Raw genomic sequence first — 21,159 nt, 5'->3', positions numbered from 1 at the left:
TGATTCTAAAAATAAGTATAGTTCGGCGATTAGCGCAGTTTGGTAGCGCACTTGGTTTGGGTCCAAGGGGTCGCAGGTTCAAATCCTGCATCGCCGACCATTTATAAATTAGTTCATAAATATAGTTCACATTTAAAATTTTATTTTCGGCGATTAGCGCAGTTTGGTAGCGCACTTGGTTTGGGTCCAAGGGGTCGCAGGTTCAAATCCTGCATCGCCGACCATCTTAAAATACCTCAATTAAAGAAATAAATACGGCGATTAGCGCAGTTTGGTAGCGCACTTGGTTTGGGTCCAAGGGGTCGCAGGTTCAAATCCTGCATCGCCGACCATTTCTTAAAGTTTCTATCTACATCTTATCTATATTTAATTAATCATTTTTATCGCTCAAGATACTTATTCAATTTGCGATACACAGCTCGTTTATCGTTAGTTTTTACAAAATCACCATTCAAAAATTTTAATTTGTCACTCTTATTTAAAAAATCATATTGGTTACTCGACTATCTGAATATTTACGCTATAATGCCGCGACTAATATTAAATAAAAAACGTCTACGGACGATCAAGCAGTAATTTTTATTGTTTGAAAGGAAGGCGTATTGAACGCCAAAATATATAGATTGAGGTAAATCATGCAAGTTTCTGTTGAGACGACTCAAGGCCTAGAGCGCCGTTTGACTATCACTGTTCCAGCTGTGAACATCGATACTGAAGTAAAAAAACGCTTACAACAATTATCAAAAACTCAACGTATTGATGGTTTCCGCGCAGGTAAAGTTCCAGTTTCTGTAATCAAAAAACGTTACGGTGCAGCTGTACACCAAGAAGTTGCTGGTGAACTTATGCAACGTCATTACATTGATGCTGTTGTTGCTGAAAAATTAAATCCAGCAGGCGCACCTACTTTTGCTCCTAAAGCATTAGAAGCAGGTAAAGACCTAGAATTCGCTGCAACTTTAGAAGTTTACCCTGAAGTTGAATTAAAAGATTTAGAAACTATCAAAGTTGAAAAGCCAGCTGTTACTGTAACTGACGCTGATCTTGAAAACATGTTAGAAACTTTACGTAAGCAACACGCTAACTGGACTGTATCTGAAGATGCTGCGTCAGAAAGCGCTCGTGTTACTATCGATTTTATCGGTAAAGTTGACGGTGAAGAGTTTGAAGGTGGCAAATCTGAAGATTTCCCTCTAGAACTTGGCCAAGGTCGTATGATCCCAGGTTTCGAAGATAACATCATAGGTAAAAAAGCAGGCGAAGAATTAGTTGCTTCTGTAACTTTCCCTGAAGAATACCACGCTGAAAACCTTAAAGGTAAAGACGCCGAGTTCGCAATCACAGTTAAAAAAGTTGAAGTTCAGGAATTACCAGAACTTAACGACGAGTTTGCTGTTGTATTCGGTGTAGCTGAAGGCGGTGTTGACGCACTTAAAGTTGAAGTTAAAAAGAACATGACTCGTGAACTTGACCAAGCTGTTAAAGCAAAAGTTAAAGAGCAAGTAATTGAAGGTCTTTTATCAACTAATGATGTTGAAGTACCAAGCGCTTTAGTTTCTCAAGAAGTTGATACTTTACGTCAGCAAGCTGCACAACGTTTTGGTGGCGACGCTAAAAACATGCCTGAGCTTCCTGCTGAATTATTTAAAGAGCAAGCTGAGAAGCGTGTTAAGACTGGCCTATTATTAGGTGAAGTGATCAAATCAAACGAAATCAAAGTTGATGATTCTAAAGTTGAAGAACTTATCTCAACTATGGCTTCTGCATATGAAGATCCAACTGAAGTTGTTGAGTACTACAAATCTAACGAGCAAATGATGCAGCAAATGCGCAATGTTGCTATGGAAGAGCAAGCTGTAGAGACTCTTTTAGCAAAAGCAACTATCTCAGATGTTGAGACTGCTTTTGATGATATTATGAACCCACAAGCGGCTCAATAATACACCTTTAGCATAAAGTCATTGACTTAAATCTCTGCTAAAGTTTAAATGGCTCGTGTATCTGTGTTATTTCACTTGATACTCGGGCCTTTTTACATTTTAGCCTATAATTTTTCTCCTAATAAAAAGCGAATAAGGAAATTGATTTAAATGTTTAATAATATTACAGCTCCTTCAGACGCATTAGTTCCTATGGTTGTTGAACAGACACCAAAAGGCGAGCGCTCTTATGATATTTATTCTCGATTACTAAAAGAGCGAGTTATATTTCTGACAGGTCAAGTTGAAGATAATATGGCTGACTTAATTGTTGCCCAATTATTATTTTTAGAATCAGAAAATCCAGAAAAGGATATTTTCATCTATATCAATTCGCCAGGCGGTTCAGTGACTGCTGGAATGGCAATTTATGATACGATGAATTTCATCAAACCAAATATTAGTACTGTATGTGTTGGTCAAGCAGCAAGTATGGGTGCTTTTTTATTATCAGGTGGCACAAAAGGTAAGCGTTTTTGTTTACCCAATGCACGCGTGATGATCCATCAACCTTTAGGTGGGTTCCAAGGCCAGGCATCTGATTTTGAAATTCATGCTAAAGAAATCTTGTCTATTAAAGATAAGTTAAATAGATTACTTGCAGAACATAGTGGGCAACCATTAGAAGTTGTTGCAAACGATACAGATCGTGATAACTTTATGAGTGCTGAACAAGCTGTTGAATATGGCATCGTTGATGCTGTACTTACACAACGCGATTAGTGCAAAATAAACGAATAATTAAATAAGTGTGCGCATCTAAGTTTTTTTTACTAATATTTTAGTATAAAGACCTTAGTGATGCGCTAGGAAAGAGGTAGCTTAATGTCCGACACTACTGACGGCGATAAGAACAGTAAACTTTTATACTGCTCATTCTGTGGCAAAAGCCAACATGAAGTACGCAAATTAATAGCAGGTCCGTCTGTTTATGTTTGTGATGAGTGTGTAGAGTTATGTAATGATATCATCAGGGAAGAAATACAAGATATTGCTCCTAAGCATATCGCATCTGAAAAACTGCCTGTGCCAAAAGAGATACGCGCACACCTTGATGACTATGTTATAGGCCAAGAGCATGCTAAAAAAGTATTGTCTGTTGCTGTTTATAACCATTACAAGCGCTTAAAAAATCAATCTACAACAACATCTTCAGTTGAATTAGGTAAAAGTAATATTTTACTTATTGGGCCTACAGGTAGTGGTAAAACTCTATTAGCTGAAACATTAGCTAAATTATTAGATGTACCATTTACAATGGCTGATGCAACAACATTAACTGAAGCTGGTTATGTTGGTGAGGATGTTGAAAACATCATTCAAAAATTACTGCAAAAATGTGATTATGATGTAGATAAAGCACAACGTGGTATCGTTTACGTTGATGAAATTGATAAAATTTCACGTAAATCAGATAATCCATCTATTACCCGTGATGTATCAGGTGAAGGTGTTCAACAAGCTTTACTTAAACTTATTGAAGGTACTGTTGCATCTGTGCCACCTCAAGGTGGTAGAAAACACCCACAACAAGAGTTTTTACAAGTTGATACTTCTAAAATATTATTTATTTGTGGCGGCGCATTTGCCGGCTTAGATAAAGTTGTTGAAGCTCGTGGTCATAAAAATACGGGTATTGGTTTTGGTGTAGATGTTAAATCATCAGAGAAAACACAAACGTTAAGTGATAACTTAAAAGATGTGCAACCTGAAGATTTAATCAAATTTGGTTTAATTCCTGAATTTATCGGTCGTTTACCTGTTGTAGCCACTTTAGGTGAGTTAGATCAAGATGCATTGATCCAAATATTAAACGAACCTAAAAATGCATTAACAAAGCAGTATGATGCCTTGTTCCAAATGGAAGATGTTGGACTTGAATTCCGCGAAGATGCATTAATTGCAATTGCTGAAAAAGCAATGGAAAGAAAGACAGGCGCACGTGGTTTACGTTCGATTGTTGAAGCCGTATTACTTGATATCATGTATGAATTACCTTCTATGGAAAATGTTAGCAAGGTTGTTATAGATGAAACAGTAATTAAAGGTGAGTCTGATCCTATATTAATTTATGAAAACCCGCCTACAGATAAAGCAGCATCTGAATAGCTTGATTTTTAGCTGGTTTAGTATATAAAACAAACAAAAAGGAACCATTCGGTTCCTTTTTTCATAAAATGATTGATCTTTAGTTTAGTTATCCCCATATTCAATTCATGCCCTTTTTTTTTAAATACCAATGCAAATAAATTATAAGTAAAAAAACTTAATTTTTTGTATTGATATCAGCCTCAAGAGAATAATAATGACGCTTGAACGAACTGATTGTGTTGAGATTCCAGTATTAGCCCTAAGAGATGTGGTTGTTTACCCACATATGGTGATCCCTTTATTTGTTGGACGTGAAAAATCTATCAAATGCTTAGAAGCGGCAATGGACAATGACAAACAAATATTTTTAGTAGCACAAAAAGATGCCAGCATTGATGAACCTGAAGTTGAAGATGTTTATCAGGTTGGTACGATTGCGACGATCCTACAATTGTTAAAGCTACCTGATGGTACGGTTAAAGTCTTAGTCGAGGGCACACAGCGTGCTCAAATTACAGAGTTTACTCAAACTGATGAATTTTTCATTGCACAGTCGCAATATATCGTATCTGAAGAAATTGACGAGCAAGAGCATGATGTATTTATTCGTAGTGCTGTTAGTCAATTTGAAGGCTACGTTAAACTTAATAAGAAAATCCCACCTGAAGTACTGACATCAGTTTCGGGCATAGATGAGCCTGCACGTTTGGCTGATACTATGGCGGCACATATGCCATTAAAAGTAGCTGAAAAACAAAAAGTACTTGAAATTGCTAATGTGACTGAACGCCTAGAGTTTTTGATGGCTCAAATGGAAGGTGAAATTGACTTACTTCAAGTAGAAAAGAAAATTCGCTCTCGTGTTAAAAAGCAAATGGAAAAAAGCCAACGAGAGTACTATTTGAATGAGCAAATGAAAGCGATTCAAAAAGAGTTAGGTGAATTAGATGATACGCCTGATGAATTTGAAGCATTAGCTAAAAAAATAGATGAAGCAGGTATGCCTCAAGAGGCAACAGACAAAACCAAAGCTGAATTAAACAAGCTTAAAATGATGTCTCCTATGTCTGCAGAAGCCACTGTTGTTCGTTCATACATAGATTGGATGATAGGTGTTCCTTGGAAAAAACGTTCTAAAGTTAAAAAAGATTTAGCCAAAGCGCAAGAAGTACTTGATTCAGATCACCATGGTCTAGAAAAAGTTAAAGAACGCATAATGGAATATCTTGCAGTTCAACAACGTACTAATAAACTTAAAGGTCCTATCTTGTGTTTAGTCGGTCCTCCTGGCGTTGGTAAAACGTCGTTAGGTCAATCAATTGCTAAATCAACGGGTCGTCAATATGTACGTATGGCACTTGGTGGTGTAAGAGATGAAGCTGAAATACGAGGTCATAGACGTACTTACATTGGTTCTATGCCAGGTAAGATCATTCAAAAAATGTCAAAAGTAGGTGTTAAAAACCCATTATTCCTATTAGATGAAATTGATAAAATGTCATCTGATATGCGTGGCGACCCATCTTCTGCATTATTAGAAGTATTAGACCCAGAGCAAAATACCAGCTTTAACGATCACTACCTAGAAGTAGATTACGATTTATCAGATGTGATGTTTGTAGCAACTTCTAATAGCTTTAATATTCCAGGGCCATTATTGGACCGTATGGAAGTGATTCGTTTATCAGGTTATACCGAAGATGAAAAGCTAAACATTGCAACTAAACATTTACTTGTTAAACAAATTAAACGTAATGGCTTAAAGCAAAATGAAATTGAAATTGAAGATAGTGCCATTATCGGCATTATTCGATATTACACACGTGAGGCAGGTGTACGTAATCTAGAGCGTGAAATTTCAAAATTATGTCGTAAAGCAGTAAAAGAAATTTTATTGAATAAAGACATTAAAAAAGTGGTTATTAATCAAGATAACCTTGAAAACTACTTAGGTGTGCAACACCATGATTATGGTAAAGCTGAAGGTGATGACCGCATTGGGCAAGTGACTGGATTAGCATGGACTGAAGTAGGCGGTGATTTACTAACAATTGAATGTGCTGCAGTGCCAGGTAAAGGTAAGTTAACTCACACGGGTTCTCTTGGTGATGTTATGCAAGAGTCAATTCAAGCTGCAATGACTGTCGTTCGTAGCCGCAGTGAGAAACTTCGCATTAATGAAGATTTTTATTTGAAACGTGATATTCATGTTCATGTGCCTGAAGGCGCAACACCTAAAGATGGGCCGAGTGCCGGTGCTGCTATGGTATGTGCATTAGTATCGAGCCTAACAGGTAACCCTGTACGCTCTGATGTTGCAATGACAGGTGAAATTACACTACGTGGTGAAGTATTGCCTATTGGTGGCTTAAAAGAGAAGTTATTAGCTGCACATCGTGGTGGTATTAAGACAGTTATTATTCCAAATGACAATGCAAGGGACTTAAAAGAGATCCCTGAAAATGTATTGCAAGGCTTATCAATTCACCCAGTTAAGTGGATTGATGAGGTATTAGAGCTGACTTTATTAAACCCAATTGAGAGTTTTTCAGTCGCTTCTAAGTAAATATTAACAAAAATGTTAAAAAAATTGAAAAAAGTGCTGTAAAGGGCTTTTCAAATTAAAAAGGTATGATAAGTTAGGCTCTGGTTTTTAAGTGCAGCCCTTATCCTATAAGGATTTGGCTAACTTACATCAAATTTAACTAAGATGTCGAAAGTCTTGTTTTCGATGATAATAAAAATATAAGGGGATGTTGTTGTGAATAAATCTCAACTAATAGATCAAATGGCTTCAAGTGCTGATATTTCTAAAGCTGCAGCAGGACGTGCACTAGATTCTTTCATCAATTCAGTTTCAGGCGCACTTAAAGAAGGTGATTCTGTTGCATTAGTTGGTTTTGGAACATTTTCTGTTCGTGAACGTGCTGCGCGTACTGGTCGTAATCCACAAACTGGTGCTGCAATTGAAATCGCAGCTGCAACAATCCCAGCTTTCAAAGCTGGTAAATCACTTAAAGATGCCGTTAACGCTTAATTCAACATTTAGTTGATTGTGAAAGTTAGGGATGTTTATTCCGTTAATAGCTTCAAGTAAAAAGGCGCATCTGATAAGATGCGCTTTTTTTACACCAAATTTTTCAAGTTGAATTACCAATCGGTTTCCAAGTCCAATTTAGGCTGATGCTGATTTGTAATTTTACTTGGTACATAAAGAGATAAAATAATGTTAGAAAGAATTAGAGAAGGATCACAAGGTGTAACAGCTAAGATTGTCCTTGGTTTAGTAATATTATCATTTGCCTTAGCGGGTATTGGTAGCTATTTAGGTTCACCGAACGATCAACCTGTTGCGGTTGTTAACGGACAAAAAATTAGTCAAACAACCTTTGCACGTGCTTATGAAAACGAGCGCAGTCGTTTAGAGCAACAATTTGGTGAGTACTTCTCACAAATTTCATCAGATCCAAGTTATATGGCACGTGTTCGTGAAAATGTAATCGAGCGTTTAGTACAACAAGAATTACAAACGCAGCTTGCTAACGAATTAGGTTTACGTGTGAGTGATGAAGCGTTAAAAGAAGAAATTCGAGGTATACCTTCTTTTCAAATTGCAGGTCAGTTTAGTAATGACCGTTATATTCAAGTTATTAGACAAATGAACTACCAACCAGATGCATTTCGTGATTATTTAAGAACGGAAATGACACGTAGCCAACTTGTTTCTGCAGTAGCAGGCACTGACTTTGCATTAAATGGTGAAGTAAGCATAGCAACGCAACTTGAAGCTCAGGTACGTGATCTAGATTACTTAATTGTTTCTGCCGATAAAGTAAAAGCGGGAATTGAAGTAACAGAGACTGAAATCTCAGATTATTACACATTAAACCAATCGCAGTTTATGTCTCAAGAGCAAGTTTCTGTAGAATATGTTGAATTATCTTCAGATTCAGTCGTATTAGATACACCTATTACAGAACAAGATATTGAATTGGCTTATGAAGAAAATAAGGCTCAGTATGTTGAAGCGGAAAAACGTCGTGTTGCACATATCTTAATTGATAACAGTGAAGACGATGCTGCTGCAAAACTTAAAGCTGAAGCTGTACTTGCTAAATTGAATGCAGGTGAAGATTTTGCAAAATTAGCCGAAACAGAATCAGATGATATTGTTAGCGGTGAGCTTGGTGGTGATTTAGACTGGATTGACCGTGATATGATGGATCCTGCTTTTGAAGATGCGGCATTTGCATTAAAAGCTAAAGGTGATGTAACTGAAATAGTTAAATCTGAATTTGGTTATCATATTATTAAACTAACAGACTTATTAGCGCAACAAATCAAAACATTAGATCAAGTTAAAGAAGAATTAAAAGCGTCATTAGAAAAAGATGCTAAAACAGAGCTTTTCTACGGTAAACAAACAGAACTTGCTGAACTTGCATTTGAAGTTGCCGATTCACTTGAAGATGCTGCTGGTGCAATTAATCATGAAGTAATGTCTACTGCATTATTTAACCGTTTCAATGCGCCTGCTGCGCTAAGTAACCCAGCAGTTGTTAAAGCTGTTTTTTCTGCTGAATTAATCGAAGATGGTGTTAACTCTGAAGTCATTGAGTTAGGTGATGAGCATGTAATCGTTGTTCGTATAAAAGAGCATAAAGCTGCAGCGACTAAGCCTATGACTGAAGTATCAGAGCAAATTAAGTCAATATTAGTTAACCAAAAAGCTGCCGAACTGACTAAAGAAAAATCAGATAGTTTGTATGTAAAAGTTCAAGCTGGTTCTACTTTAGCTGATATCGCAACTGAAGCTGAAGCTGAAGTTAAGCAAGTGACAGGTTTAACACGTAGCGATCGTTCAGTATCATCTGAAATTGTACAGTCAGTATTTAAACTCGCACATCCTACAGATGCAGCTGTAACTGATTTAGTGTCACTTAATAATGGTGATGTTGCAATCGTTGCATTAACTAAAGTAACAGCAGCTGATGCCGTTACTGTAGAGCCACAAGTTAAGCAAAACTTCGCAACAAAACAAATTAATAAAAATTATTTAGTTTTTGTTAATTCATTAAAAGCTGATGCTGAAGTAGTTGCTGCAAACTTAACTGTTGCAGAACAAAACTAAACTTCTAAATTTAGAATTAGAAAAGGCGCATTTTAATGCGCCTTTCTTGTTTGTGAAATATGTCGAGGGACTAAATGCTATTTTTTTTAAATGAGATACTGCTCTGAGTTTATTCTACCATGTAGTATCATAAATAGAGCTGCGAAAGAGATAGATTAGCAGTTCAATAATCTTTGAGTTGCTTTACATTTATGTTGTTTAAATAGATCTAAAGTTTTACCCGATTCAATCACTTTTCCTTGGTCTAATACTAAGGTTTGATCGCTCATATGTTTAACCAAGCTTAAATGATGTGTGATAAGTACATAGCTTAAACCGGTTTCTTGCTGAAGTTTAAGCAATAAATTAACTGTTTGCGCCCTTACAGAGGGATCTAAAGAAGATAAAGCTTCATCTAATACCAAAACCTTAGGTTCTAAAATTAAAGCACGAGCGAGAGCGACACGTTGTAGTTGTCCGCCTGAAAACATATGGGGGTAATAATGTTGGTGCTCAGCTAATAAACCTACTTTTAATAAAATTTTATTAATTGTGTCTTTACATTGTAAATCATCAAAATCAGTATTCATCAAAAGAATTTCTTTTAATGTTTTACCTATTGTGATCCCTGGGTTAAGTGACTTAGATGCGTCTTGAAATATTAATCTGATATCACGACAACTGGTTTTTCTTTTACCGTCATCTTCAATAATATTGCCTTCTAGTAAAATTTGACCTTTTTGGCTTATTTCAGCGCCGGCTAATATTTTAGCTAAGGTACTCTTACCAGAACCCGTTTCGCCAATAATCGCAATTGTTTCACCTTTTGATAGGCAAAATGAGATGTTATCCAAAACTTGGAATTTTTTACGTAAAAAATATTTGTCTCGCACTTTAAACGTTTTTGATAATGCCTGAACTTTTAAGATTGGCTGCATTTTAAATTCCTTTTAGTTTTTTCTGCGGTCATTAAAGGAAAGTGACATGCAAAGCTATGCTCTTGTTGTGAATTAAGTTTTGGTGTTTTTACACAATCTTTTTGAGCTTGAGGGCAGCGAGGGCCTAAACGACAGCCAATAGGCAAATGCTGTAATGTCGGGATTGTGCCATTCAAAGCGTAAATCTCATGCTTGTGCTCTAAGCCTTTATTATAATCGGGTAAACTTTTTAATAAGGCACTAGTATAAGGATGATAGGGGGTTTTATATAAGATCTTAGTTGGTCCCGCTTCAACCATTTGACCGCAATACAGTACATGTAAGCCATGAGTCCAGCTCGATAGTTCTTCAAGTTCATGGCTGATCATCAATATAGACATGTTTTTTAATAAATTTAGACTTTTTAATAATCTGAACACTTGTGCTCGGGTCGTACTTTCAAGTGCAGTTGTTGGTTCATCTGCAATAAGTAGTTTTGGTGAGCGTGCAATCGCCATAGCGATCATTACTTTTTGACAAATCCCATCAGATAATTCGTGGGGATAGCTGCTCAATACTTTGGTATGATCTCTAATGCCTACTTTATGTAATAAAGCGATTGCTCTTTCATTCCTTTGTTTATTTTTTTGCCAGAAGTATCCTTTTAGGCCTTTATCAGGAATACTTTCAGCGATTTGATCTGCGATTTTTGCTGTAGGGTCGAGACAACTGCTAGGATCTTGATAAATCATGGCAATTTCTTGCCCAATGAGTTTTCTACGTTTTTCAGGAGAAAGCCGCATTAAGTCGATACCTTGCCAATGCATTCTATCAGCAGTGATACGCCAGCGAGAGTTTAATACGCCAACAATTGCTTTAGCTATGAGGCTTTTACCTGAGCCTGATTCACCTACAAGCGCATGTACTTCACCTTCTTTTAAGCTCAGGCTAATTTTGTCTACAGCGCGAATAATGCCATCAGGTGTTTCTAACTCGATAGTGAGATTGCGAATATCTAATAATTGCATTGTATTTTACTCCAATAGAGCAAGACATTACTGTTTTGTTTTACTTGGGTTTTAATTAAATAATTCAAGTTAAACAACCCCATTATATCGCTTTACGTTTTTTGAGTGCACTTCTGAGTCCATCACCAACGAGGTTAGTGGCAAGTACTGCGAAAAATAATAAAATACCCGGCAGTGCAACAGTCCAAGGGGCTAAATAAATAAAGGCTAAATTTTCAGATAAAATAGCACCCCATTCAGCGGTTGGTGGTTGCGCGCCAAGCTTTAAAAACCCTAAAGCAGAAATATCTAAAATAGCTGTTGAAAGTGACATAGTAAAAATTACCACGATATGCTCATAAATATTAGGGAAAATACCACGACTCAAAATATGCCAGCTGTTTGCGCCATCTAACCATTGCGCAACAATATAATCTTTAGATAACTCTTGCACCACTAGGTTTCTAACAGAATGAATATACTGAGGCAATAAAGCTAAAATAATTGCCCACACCGTATTTAATAAACCAGGGCCCAATAATGCAATTATAATGATAGCTAATAACAGAGAAGGAATGGACAAAGTCACGTCGAGTAAGTGATTTAAAACACTAGAGCGCACGCCTTTACTCATGCCTGCAAAAACACCTAATACAACGCCAAGTAAAGTAGTTATTAAAGCCGTTAAAATTGCCAAACCAAATGTATATGTTGTGCCATTTATCAAGCGCGATAAAATATCTCTGCCTAGGTCGTCTGTGCCTAAAATAAATCTGACATCTCCAGCATCATTCCAAGATGGTGGTAGTAATAAGGCATCGCTATGTTGCTGATTAACACCATAAGGCGCAATAACAGGGGCTAAAGTTGCCAGTATTGTTAAAGCAATAAATAACCATAACCCAACTAAAGCAACATGATTTTCTTTAAAGTGACGCCAAAACTGGCGTAATGGCGATTTATTAAGATCTTCAGAACTAATATCTGTATTTATATTAAATTTTGCCATGAGTTTGGTTCCGGCTAATTGGGTCAAACAAAGAATGCATTAAATCGGCTGTAACCGTCGCTAAAATGATAAATGTAGAAACGGCTAATAACCCGCCTTGAATAGCTGGAAAGTCTCTTTGGTAAATACTATCAATTAACCAACGACCAATACCTGGCCAAGAAAAGATAACTTCGGTGATCATGGCTAAAGTGATCAACGTACTAAACTGTAAACCAATTTGTTTAATTACGGGTAAAAGCGCATTTCTAAGTGCGTGTCGAAAGATAAGTTGGCTTCTACTTAAACCTTTAGCTCTCGCAGTTTTTATATAGTTTTTCTCAAGTACTTCAAGCATAGAGTCTCGGGTAAAACGAATAAGTACCATAGTAGGGTAAGTAGATAAAACAATTGTTGGCAATAACAAATGTTTAATCGCATCTATAAATGCATTAAATTTATAACTTACATCGCTCAATAATATATCTATTAAAATAAAGCCTGTCACATCAGGTATTTCATATAATAAGCTCACTCTTCCAGACATAGGCAGTAAGCCTAACTGCAAACAAAAAAACATGATCATGAGTAAAGCGAGCCAAAAAACGGGTGTTGAATATCCTAATAAAGTAAGGGTATTAATGATTTTATCAGGCCACTTTTTGTAATACGCAGCTGAAATGATGCCAGCTGGAATACCAAATACAATTGATGCTAATAGCGCATATAAAGCTAATTCTAATGTTGCAGGGAATAATGCAACAATATGGTCAAAAATAGGCTCTTGTGATGCAAACGATATGCCCCAATCTCCTTGACTAACTCGTGTTATAAAAGAAATAAATTGTGTTGGAATACTCTGATCTAATTTATATTTCTCAGACAAGGCATCTGATTCATGAAATGAAATATTTTGAATTCCGCTTAAATTACTTAAAGGATCGCCTGGGAATAAAAAACTTAAAGAAAATGTGAAAACGGATAAAAGTAACAGCATAAAAGAGAGTAAAATTATACGGCGCAATACATATTCTAAAGCCATTATAGTTTCCTTGCCTTAGCCAGTGATACCCCACCAAAAGACTTGATTTCAATATTTTCAACGCTGGTAGAGCTCGCTTGAAAGCGCATTCCTTGTGCTATTGGTAAAAGAGGTAACTCTTGAATAACCATTTGTTGTGCTTGAAAGTAAAACTCTTTTCTTTCCTCAATTTCGATTGTATCTAATGCTTTTGATAGCAATAAATCAAACTCAGGATCACACCAATTGGCTGCATTTTTACCATTAAGTGCTGCGGCGCAACTCAATAGCGGGCTAAAAAAGTTGTCAGGATCGGGTGTATCTGCTGACCAACCTAGAAGTACCGTATCGTGAGCATGCTCTTCAAGTTTTTTTATAAAGGTATTCCATTCATATTCAACAATATTAACTGTAATGCCTATTTTCTTTAAATCACTTTGTATTAACTCAGCCATTTTTCGTGCATTAGGATTGTATATTCTTGCTACTGGCATCGCCCATAAGTCCATTTTGAACCCTTCAACTATACCGGCTTGTTGTAATAGGCGTTTGGCTAGTTCTGGATTGTAGTTTGGCATATTGACTTGGGCTTGATACGCCCATGAATCATTTGGCAAAATAGACTCTAATCGTTTGCCATTATCTAGATATACAGCATGCATTATTTTTTCAATGTCGACAGCATGAGCAAGCGCTCTTCGTACTCGACTATCATCGAATGGGGCTTTTTGTGTATTGAAAGCCCAAAAGCCAATATTTAAATTAGGTTCTTTTTGTACTTTGATATCGTTTCTGCTGGCTAAAATAGAAAGCTGAGATGAGTTTGGATGAGGTGTCACATCACACTCATTTGTTAACATTTTTGCAATTCGTGTCGTACTATTTGGTGTAATATCATAAACCAACTGTTCTAATTCAACTGGGTGTTTCCAATACGATTTATGTTTATAGTAACGAATTAATATATCGCGTTTATAATCCTTAAATTTATAAGGGCCAGTACCCACCGGAAAGTTATCTAAATTATCTAGTGTTTCATTAATTTCTAAATTCTTCGCATATTCTGCTGATAAGATCACGGAAAAGTCCGTGGCAATATTAGCTAAAAAACTGCTCTGTGCATCAAATAGTTCAAATGAAACACGATAATCAGACTCTTTGATGATGGACTTAATCAATTGATCTAAACCGATGCTTTGAAAGTAAGGATATTGCCCGCCGCCAACAAAGTGGTATGGATTATAGGCATCAAATAAGCGACTAAAAGTAAATACAACATCATCGGCATTAAAGTTTCGAGTGGGAGTAAAATAATCAGTTTGATGAAATTGCACATCTTGCCGTAATTCAAATGTGATCTTTTTTCTATCTTTTGAAATTTCCCAAAACTTAGCAAGTTCAGGTAAAAACTTGCCTGTATTAGCGTCAATACTGATCAAACGGTTATATAACTGATTTGATGTTAAATCTATTGTAGACCCTAAAGTAGTGATCTGTGGATTAAAGCTAACAGGGTTAGCTTCGGCACAGTATATTAACCCATGGCTATTTTGATTTTTAAGGGCGTGTTCAGAACAGCCTGTAAGCATAATAATGACTATGCTAAAGATGAATTTACTCACTCATCATGCCTCTTTATTTTTGTGTTTATTGAGCATTTTCTAATAAATTGTACTTTTTTAGATATCCTCTAAGCTGATGATACGTTAAACCTAGCATTTCTGCAGTCTTCTTTTGATTAAATTGACTATTTTTAAGTGCATTTTTAATTAAATCTATTTCAAATTGATTTGATAATGTCTTTAAATCACATGGAAAGTTATTTGTATTAATGTCAGGCACAGTATTAACTGCTGGTTTATGGGAAACTTCAGGGGTAACTGAATCAATATTAACAACGCGATCTTGTGTTTTTACTCGACTAACAGGGCGATATGGGCTTTTAAAAGGGTCAAGAATAATATTATGAACAGGGATGTGTGCATTAGCGCTGCGATAGACACTTCTTTCAACTGTATTTTTGAGCTCACGGATATTACCAGGCCATGGATAATCTAATAATGTTTCTTGTGCTGCGCGGGTAAAGCCACTAAATAATTCCCACTCTAGATCACGTGCCATATTTATGGCAAAGTTCTCGGCTAGCAGTAAAATATCATCTTTACGTTCGCGCAGGGGGGGGAGTGTTATGACATCAAAAGCTAATCTATCAAGTAAATCGCTTCTAAATTCACCTTTTTCGGCTAATGTCGGTAAATCTTCATTTGTAGCACAAATTAAACGGGTATCTACTTTTACGGTGCTTTTACCACCAACACGTTCAAATTCACCATATTCGATCACACGAAGCAGCTTTTCTTGCACTAAACCAGAGGTATTGGCTAATTCATCTAAAAATAAGCTACCGCCATCAGCACGTTCAAATCGACCTTCATGTCTTTTACTGGCACCGGTAAAAGCGCCTGACTCATGGCCAAAAAGTTCACTTTCAAGTAAATTTTCACTTAAAGCTGCACAATTCAGTTTAACGTAACTCTGATCCCAACGTTTAGATAAGTAGTGCAAACGAGCTGCTATCAGTTCTTTACCCGTACCGCGTTCACCAATAATCATCGCAGGTTTATGTAATGAGGCTACTTGTGAAACATGTTCAAGTACTTCTAAAAAACTATTAGATTGTCCAAGTAAATTATCTTGTTGTCGAAACTGGCTCATCTATGATCCTAAAATTTAGTCATTTACACTATTTAGTAGTGTATTTTAAATAATGGAGTAACAACAGTTATTTCTTAAAGTAATTATTAATTCCATTAAAACAATGTGTTATATTAATTTTTAAAGTTGGCAAGTATCTTGATACGTTAAGTTAGAAGCAAACTAAGTTAGATAAATACGGTAATCAATTAGAGGTATATAATATGGGTATTTTTTCACGTTTTACAGATATCGTTAATTCTAATATTAACGCAATTTTAGATAAGGCCGAAGATCCAGAAAAAATGGTACGCCTTATCATCCAAGAGATGGAAGATACGTTAGTTGAAGTGCGTTCAACTTCAGCTAAAACAATTGCAGAAAAAAAAGAGCTTGCACGTCGTGTTGAAAGGTTAAATGCACAAGTAGATGAGTGGCAAACTAAAGCTGAGCTTGCTTTATCTAAAGATCGTGAAGATTTAGCAAGAGCTGCACTTGTTGAAAAGAAAAAGGCGACAGAAACAGCAACTGCTGCTGAAAATGAACTAAATCATGTGGAAGAGCATATTGGCAAATTACAAGCTGAAGTGACAACTTTGCAAGAAAAACTGGCAGATGCAAAAGCAAGACAAAAAGCGATTGTATTACGTCAACGCTCTGCAGAATCACGCCTTGAAGTTAAACGTACTTTAGATAGCTCGAAGGTTGATGATGCATTAAGCCGTTTTGACCGATTTGAAACTAAAATAGACGGTTTAGAGTCTCAAATTGAAGCATATGATTTAGGTAAAAAATCATTATCGGATGAGATCGCCTCATTACAACAAGAAGATAAAGTGGACGATGAGCTTGCTGCACTTAAAAAGAAAATGTCAGGTAAATCTGACAAGTAAGCAAAGTGGTTAGAACAAGTACCAAAATTGATTTAATAAATAATAACCAAGGTTAGTTTTGGTACTAAAATCAAGGGATAAAGGAGAGTAATATGAATGGTTTTGAAGCAGTAATCGCACCATTAATGGTTTTCATGATTTTTATTGCACCATTATGGCTTATTTTACATTACAGAAGTAAAAAACAAGTTAGCCAAGGTTTAAGTGAACATGAACATCGTCAACTAATTGAATTATCGAACAAAGCGGAAAAAATGGCTGAAAGAGTACAAACTCTTGAGTCCATTTTAGATGCGGAGGCACCGCAATGGAGGAGTAAAGTATGAATAAATCAAAGCGTGAACTTTATCGAGATCCAAGTCGTGGAAAAATTGCAGGTGTGTGTGCAGGTTTAAGTGATTATTTTAATATGGAGCTATGGTTAGTTCGTATTATCTTTATTTCAGCTGTTTTATTAACAGGCGGACCATTTTTTGTAGTCGCTTATATTGCTTGTTGGTTTATTTTAGATAAAAAAGAGCTGTCAGCGGATGAAATTTTAAAAACGAACGACAAGGAAGAGCGTCCTGTTGAAGTTAAATTTAAAGTGTGGCAGGCCGGAGAGCCACCAAGACGTGCATTACAAGATTTAAAAGAGCAACTTTCTCGAGTGGATAGCAGAATTCAAACAATGGAAAAATATGTTACTTCACCAGAATTTACGGTAAGTCATGAAATTAATAAACTTTAAGGAATTTAATGCCATCAGGCGTATAGATACCCAAACCATACTATAAAATGGCTTGGGTATTTTAGTTAATGGCATTGGCTATGTATGTTAAATAAATTAATTAATACAGTTAGTTCTTCAATCAATTCACAACTTAATTCTAATAGTGCTAAAAAGCTGAAACATCAAGCGCATCAAATGTTGCATCGTAGCTTAGATCAGCATATTACGTTAGCTGTCACAGGTTTCAGTCGAAGTGGTAAAACAGCATTTATAACCGCTTTGGCAGAGCAACTTACTATGAAGGCTACTAAAGAAAATTTACCTTTTTTTGAAGTTGTTCAGAGTGAAAGGCTGATCGCAGCGAAATCAGTACCGCAAGACGCATTAGCGCTACCCACATTTCCTTATCAAAATGCATTAGCATCACTTAAAGATGAGCAACCAAATTGGCCTGAATCAACACAAAGAATAAATACCCTAAGGTTAGCGCTAAAATATCAGCCAAATTCAGGTATCCGTGGTCAAATTAGTGATTCATCAACGCTTATTATTGATTTAATTGACTACCCAGGTGAGTGGTTGATGGATTTACCTATGTTATCGCTCAATTTTGAGCAGTGGAGTAGTCAGCAGTTAGCACTTTTACAGCAAAATCCTAGAGCACAATATGCAAGTGAATTACAAGAACAACTAGCGTCATTAGATTTAAATGCACCCGTTGAAGAATCTAAATTAGCACAAATTGCATCAATGTATAAAATGCTGTTAAAACGCTTTAAAAAAGACGCAAAATTGACAATATTACAGCCTGGTCGTATGTTGATCCCAGGTGACTTAGATGGCGCTCCCTTATTAATGTTTTTCCCTGTAAATATTAATAATGAAACTACCGTTGTTGAAGGTTCAAATTTAGCGCATCTGAAAAAACGTTATCAGGCGTATATTAAAGAAGTTGTTACACCTTTTTACCAAAATTATTTTTGTCGATTTGATCGTCAAATCATATTAGTTGATTTATTAACAGTGTTAACGCAAGGCTCAGAGGTATTAGCAGAGCAAGGTAGGGCAATTGAGCAACTTCTTGAACATTTTAATTATGGTCAATCGAGTTTTATAAAACGATTGTTTTCACCAAAAATAGATAAACTCTTATTTGCTGCAAATAAATCAGATCATTTAAGTTCAGAGCATCACAAAGACTTGGCAATATTATTAAATAGTATTGTGCAACAAGCTCAAAATGAGCTTAAATTTAACGGTGTTGAAGTTGAAACTATGGCTATGTCATCAATTTGTGCAACAAAATCGGTAGAAGTTAAAGATAAGAATAATGTAGTTATAAAGTGTATTTATGGTAAAGAAATGCAAAGCGGTCAATGGATGACCTATTTACCCGCACAACCACCAATGAGAGCGCTTAGCCAACACGAATGGCCAAAACAGGGATTTTCATTTCCAGAATTTTATCCTCAATTAACACCCGATAATAATTTAAGGCATGTGCGCTTAGATCATGTATGTGAATTTTTATTAGGTGACAAATTAAAGTAAAGCCCCTCATTATTTTGAGATAAATGAATTAATTAAAGGAACACTCGGTGAATTCAAATAAAACAGTCTACCAACAAGGTCGGGTAATTGAAACTTTAGCACAAGATGATGTTGCGCAGTTACTTGAGTCAGCAGAGACATTACAAACAGGTGCTAAGATTGATGATGATACTGAACATTTCAACGAAAGCGATCTATATGATATGGAAAGTGAGCCTAGTGATGAGAATGCGCCAAATATGGAAAGTGTATATAAAAATAAACCAAGTTCATTGCTTAAAAAAACATTTGTATTGAGCTTAGTTACTTTAATTATTGCAGAGCTTGGTTTAACCGTATACCAAAGCTTTAACAGCTCACTTATATTAGGCTGTTTATACAGTGCACTAATTGTAAGCGCGTTAGGTTTGATTTCTAAAGTATTTATAAAAGAATATCGACAACTTAAAAGGTTAAAGTCAAATCAATTACAGCGTACTGATGCCAATAGGCTACTTCACTCACAACAAATAGGTGAGGCAATAAGTTGGCTTAATAAATTAAATCAACACCAAGAAATACTAGGATTTATTGAATTTAAAAATACGCTTGAGCCGCATCATACCGACAAAGAAGTGATGACGCTTTATAGTAATACTGTATTAACTAAACAAGACGAAAATGCACAAAAGTTGATAAATAAATACGCATTAGAATCAGGCTTAATGGTCGCGTTAAGCCCAATTGCATTAGTAGATATGGCTGCTGTTTTATGGCGTGGTACGAAATTGATTGAAAGTATCGCAAAAGTATATGGTATTCCTTTAGGATATCTGAGTCGAATAAAACTTTATCGTTTATTAGCAAAGCAAATGTTATTTGCCGGTAGTGCTGAATTGGTTTCAGACTTAGCAACAACAGCTTTGGGTGCTGAATTGGCAGGAAAAATATCTGCAAGAGCAGGCCAAGGAATAAGCGCAGGTATTTTCACAACTCGAATTGGCTATAAGGCTATGGAACTAAGTCGACCAGTGCCTTGTTTAGAAAATAAAAGAAAGCTGTTAGCAAACTCAATGTCATTATTAGTTAAAGGGATAAGTAAAAGAGATTAGTCAAAAATTTAATTAATATTGTGGCAATTTTAATAGATTAGATAACACTTCTTTATATTAGAAACAGAGTTGATTTTTTGTATAGTAAAGCTTACTAATAAACCCTCTGTACGACCTGTTTTTTATGGCTGTAATCTTTTGTTTCCTTTTTTGTATGTAATTCATTACAAAGTGAGGTGTTTCTTGCTTTTCAAATTAACTCTTGGGGGTTAATAATTTCTTAGCTTTAAAATAATATGTTCTTAACAAGTTGGAGCGCATTTTTATAATCAGCGCTGCCAAAAAAGAATTATTAAAAAGGCTGAACATGTCTAAAGTAAGTCAGTATATTTCCAAAGAGCCAGATGAAAATGGTTTTATAAATTGGAGCGACGAAGAAAATGCAATTTGGTCAGAATTGATTACGCGTCAATTAAAGTGCATAGAAGGAAAAGCCTGTGATGAATATATGGCTGGGTTAAAACTTCTAAATTTGCCAACAGATAAAATTCCACAATTAGAAGATGTAAGCAAAGTTTTACGCGAATCTACCGGTTGGCAATGTGAACCTGTTCCTGCATTAATCAGTTTCGATAAGTTTTTTGAATTGCTTGCAAACAAAAAATTTCCTGTCGCTACTTTTATCCGTAGTAGAGAAGAATTTGATTATTTAAAAGAACCCGATATTTTTCATGAAATTTTTGGTCACTGTGGCATGCTGACAAATAAATCGTTTGCAGATTTTACACATAAATATGGTCAAATTGGCTTACAAGCAAATAAAAAAGACCGTATTTATTTAGCGCGACTTTACTGGTTCACTATTGAATTCGGTTTAATGATGGTTAACGATCAAATCCGTATTTATGGCGGTGGTGTGTTATCAAGTCCAGGCGAAACACAATATGTTTACTCTGGGGAGGCTAAAATTGTGCCATTAGAGGTTGTTAACGTATTACGTACACCATACCGCATTGATATTATGCAACCTATTTACCACACTATAAACTCGATTGATGACCTATTTGATATATCAAATATGGATTTAATGTCATTAGTTGAAAAAGCAAAAGCATTAGGGCTACATAAGCCATTATTTGAACCAAAAGAAAAACTAGCAAGTTAA

The 21,159-nt window shown here is 35.8% G+C and carries 18 protein-coding genes and 3 tRNA genes; 15 read left to right on the top strand and 6 right to left on the bottom strand.

All coding sequences use genetic code 11. From position 1 onward, the window contains the following. The first annotated feature begins 23 nt into the window (after positions 1-23). From PSA_RS14340 to PSA_RS14300, 9 genes are all read left to right on the top strand, one after another. Positions 24-100: transfer RNA gene (locus PSA_RS14340), tRNA-Pro, on the top strand. A gap of 47 nt (positions 101-147) precedes the next feature. Next, positions 148-224, top strand: a tRNA-Pro gene (locus tag PSA_RS14335). A 31-nt stretch (positions 225-255) separates the two neighbouring features. Beyond that, positions 256-332: transfer RNA gene (locus tag PSA_RS14330), tRNA-Pro, on the top strand. 303 nt (positions 333-635) lie between these two features. Next, entirely contained in the window at positions 636-1,940 is a 1,305-nt protein-coding gene (tig, locus tag PSA_RS14325; protein ID WP_042142266.1) for a trigger factor, read from the top strand. A 150-nt stretch (positions 1,941-2,090) separates the two neighbouring features. Beyond that, a complete protein-coding gene (gene clpP / locus PSA_RS14320; protein WP_042142264.1) occupies positions 2,091-2,702 on the top strand; it encodes an ATP-dependent Clp endopeptidase proteolytic subunit ClpP in 612 nt (203 codons plus the stop codon). Positions 2,703-2,804: 102 nt separating this feature from the next. Then, positions 2,805-4,088 carry an ATP-dependent protease ATP-binding subunit ClpX gene (gene clpX, locus PSA_RS14315; RefSeq protein WP_042142262.1) on the top strand — a complete coding sequence of 428 codons (1,284 nt, stop codon included), beginning with the start codon at positions 2,805-2,807 and terminating at the stop codon, positions 4,086-4,088. Positions 4,089-4,284: 196 nt separating this feature from the next. Further along, the gene (gene lon / locus PSA_RS14310; RefSeq protein ID WP_042142260.1) at positions 4,285-6,636 is read left to right on the top strand and encodes an endopeptidase La; all 2,352 of its coding nucleotides are present in this window, start codon (positions 4,285-4,287) and stop codon (positions 6,634-6,636) included. Between the two features lie 195 nt (positions 6,637-6,831). After that, positions 6,832-7,107, top strand: a complete 276-nt coding sequence (locus PSA_RS14305) for an HU family DNA-binding protein (RefSeq protein ID WP_042142258.1) — start codon at positions 6,832-6,834, stop codon at positions 7,105-7,107. Positions 7,108-7,296: 189 nt separating this feature from the next. After that, the gene (locus tag PSA_RS14300; RefSeq protein ID WP_042142257.1) at positions 7,297-9,201 is read left to right on the top strand and encodes a SurA N-terminal domain-containing protein; all 1,905 of its coding nucleotides are present in this window, start codon (positions 7,297-7,299) and stop codon (positions 9,199-9,201) included. Between the two features lie 155 nt (positions 9,202-9,356). Here PSA_RS14300 and PSA_RS14295 read toward each other — a convergent pair whose 3' ends face one another. The 6 genes from PSA_RS14295 to pspF all read right to left on the bottom strand — a co-directional run bounded on the left by PSA_RS14295 (position 9,357) and on the right by pspF (position 15,828). Continuing rightward, positions 9,357-10,118, bottom strand: coding sequence for an ATP-binding cassette domain-containing protein (locus PSA_RS14295; protein WP_042142255.1), 762 nt, complete (start codon positions 10,116-10,118; stop codon positions 9,357-9,359). Next, positions 10,103-11,125, bottom strand: coding sequence for an oligopeptide/dipeptide ABC transporter ATP-binding protein (locus PSA_RS14290; RefSeq protein WP_042142253.1), 1,023 nt, complete (start codon positions 11,123-11,125; stop codon positions 10,103-10,105). Before PSA_RS14290 ends, PSA_RS14295 begins: the two co-directional genes overlap by 16 nt. A gap of 82 nt (positions 11,126-11,207) precedes the next feature. Continuing rightward, positions 11,208-12,113, bottom strand: coding sequence for an ABC transporter permease subunit (locus tag PSA_RS14285; RefSeq protein WP_042142251.1), 906 nt, complete (start codon positions 12,111-12,113; stop codon positions 11,208-11,210). Further along, a complete protein-coding gene (locus tag PSA_RS14280) occupies positions 12,100-13,134 on the bottom strand; it encodes an ABC transporter permease (RefSeq protein WP_042142249.1) in 1,035 nt (344 codons plus the stop codon). Before PSA_RS14280 ends, PSA_RS14285 begins: the two co-directional genes overlap by 14 nt. Continuing rightward, positions 13,134-14,735 carry an ABC transporter substrate-binding protein gene (locus tag PSA_RS14275; RefSeq protein WP_042142247.1) on the bottom strand — a complete coding sequence of 534 codons (1,602 nt, stop codon included), beginning with the start codon at positions 14,733-14,735 and terminating at the stop codon, positions 13,134-13,136. Before PSA_RS14275 ends, PSA_RS14280 begins: the two co-directional genes overlap by 1 nt. A 25-nt stretch (positions 14,736-14,760) precedes the next feature. After that, positions 14,761-15,828, bottom strand: coding sequence for a phage shock protein operon transcriptional activator (gene pspF, locus PSA_RS14270; RefSeq protein ID WP_042142245.1), 1,068 nt, complete (start codon positions 15,826-15,828; stop codon positions 14,761-14,763). 203 nt (positions 15,829-16,031) lie between these two features. Here pspF and pspA point away from each other — a divergent pair, with 203 nt between their 5' ends. The 6 genes from pspA (at position 16,032) to phhA (ending at position 21,159) form a co-directional block, all read left to right on the top strand. Continuing rightward, complete coding sequence (gene pspA, locus PSA_RS14265; RefSeq protein WP_042142243.1) at positions 16,032-16,700, top strand: phage shock protein PspA; 669 nt, start codon at positions 16,032-16,034, stop codon at positions 16,698-16,700. 92 nt (positions 16,701-16,792) lie between these two features. Then, on the top strand, positions 16,793-17,026 hold the full coding sequence (pspB, locus tag PSA_RS14260; RefSeq protein ID WP_042142241.1) for an envelope stress response membrane protein PspB: 234 nt from the start codon (positions 16,793-16,795) through the stop codon (positions 17,024-17,026). Continuing rightward, entirely contained in the window at positions 17,023-17,430 is a 408-nt protein-coding gene (gene pspC, locus PSA_RS14255) for an envelope stress response membrane protein PspC (protein ID WP_042142239.1), read from the top strand. Before pspB ends, pspC begins: the two co-directional genes overlap by 4 nt. Positions 17,431-17,550: 120 nt before the next feature. Then, positions 17,551-18,963 carry a YcjX family protein gene (locus PSA_RS14250; RefSeq protein WP_371257861.1) on the top strand — a complete coding sequence of 471 codons (1,413 nt, stop codon included), beginning with the start codon at positions 17,551-17,553 and terminating at the stop codon, positions 18,961-18,963. A gap of 47 nt (positions 18,964-19,010) precedes the next feature. Continuing rightward, on the top strand, positions 19,011-20,054 hold the full coding sequence (locus PSA_RS14245) for a TIGR01620 family protein (protein ID WP_231665265.1): 1,044 nt from the start codon (positions 19,011-19,013) through the stop codon (positions 20,052-20,054). 307 nt (positions 20,055-20,361) lie between these two features. Next, on the top strand, positions 20,362-21,159 hold the full coding sequence (gene phhA / locus PSA_RS14240; RefSeq protein ID WP_042142236.1) for a phenylalanine 4-monooxygenase: 798 nt from the start codon (positions 20,362-20,364) through the stop codon (positions 21,157-21,159).

It is taken from the genome of Pseudoalteromonas sp. '520P1 No. 423', from assembly GCF_001269985.1.
Lineage (GTDB): Bacteria > Pseudomonadota > Gammaproteobacteria > Enterobacterales > Alteromonadaceae > Pseudoalteromonas.
Note: the sequence above shows the minus strand (reverse complement) of the source record. Positions and strands in the feature narration are given on the sequence as shown.

What these genes read in the sequence shown, in the direction of transcription:
- clpP (WP_042142264.1), top strand. Translation starts at nt 2,091, where the DNA reads ATGTTTAATAATATTACAGCTCCTTCAGACGCATTAGTTCCTATGGTT.
- pspF (WP_042142245.1), bottom strand. Translation starts at nt 15,828, where the DNA reads ATGAGCCAGTTTCGACAACAAGATAATTTACTTGGACAATCTAATAGT.
- PSA_RS14290 (WP_042142253.1), bottom strand. Translation starts at nt 11,125, where the DNA reads ATGCAATTATTAGATATTCGCAATCTCACTATCGAGTTAGAAACACCT.
- PSA_RS14285 (WP_042142251.1), bottom strand. Translation starts at nt 12,113, where the DNA reads ATGGCAAAATTTAATATAAATACAGATATTAGTTCTGAAGATCTTAAT.
- pspA (WP_042142243.1), top strand. Translation starts at nt 16,032, where the DNA reads ATGGGTATTTTTTCACGTTTTACAGATATCGTTAATTCTAATATTAAC.
- PSA_RS14295 (WP_042142255.1), bottom strand. Translation starts at nt 10,118, where the DNA reads ATGCAGCCAATCTTAAAAGTTCAGGCATTATCAAAAACGTTTAAAGTG.
- PSA_RS14300 (WP_042142257.1), top strand. Translation starts at nt 7,297, where the DNA reads ATGTTAGAAAGAATTAGAGAAGGATCACAAGGTGTAACAGCTAAGATT.
- phhA (WP_042142236.1), top strand. Translation starts at nt 20,362, where the DNA reads ATGTCTAAAGTAAGTCAGTATATTTCCAAAGAGCCAGATGAAAATGGT.
- pspB (WP_042142241.1), top strand. Translation starts at nt 16,793, where the DNA reads ATGAATGGTTTTGAAGCAGTAATCGCACCATTAATGGTTTTCATGATT.
- clpX (WP_042142262.1), top strand. Translation starts at nt 2,805, where the DNA reads ATGTCCGACACTACTGACGGCGATAAGAACAGTAAACTTTTATACTGC.
- lon (WP_042142260.1), top strand. Translation starts at nt 4,285, where the DNA reads ATGACGCTTGAACGAACTGATTGTGTTGAGATTCCAGTATTAGCCCTA.
- pspC (WP_042142239.1), top strand. Translation starts at nt 17,023, where the DNA reads ATGAATAAATCAAAGCGTGAACTTTATCGAGATCCAAGTCGTGGAAAA.
- tig (WP_042142266.1), top strand. Translation starts at nt 636, where the DNA reads ATGCAAGTTTCTGTTGAGACGACTCAAGGCCTAGAGCGCCGTTTGACT.
- PSA_RS14280 (WP_042142249.1), bottom strand. Translation starts at nt 13,134, where the DNA reads ATGGCTTTAGAATATGTATTGCGCCGTATAATTTTACTCTCTTTTATG.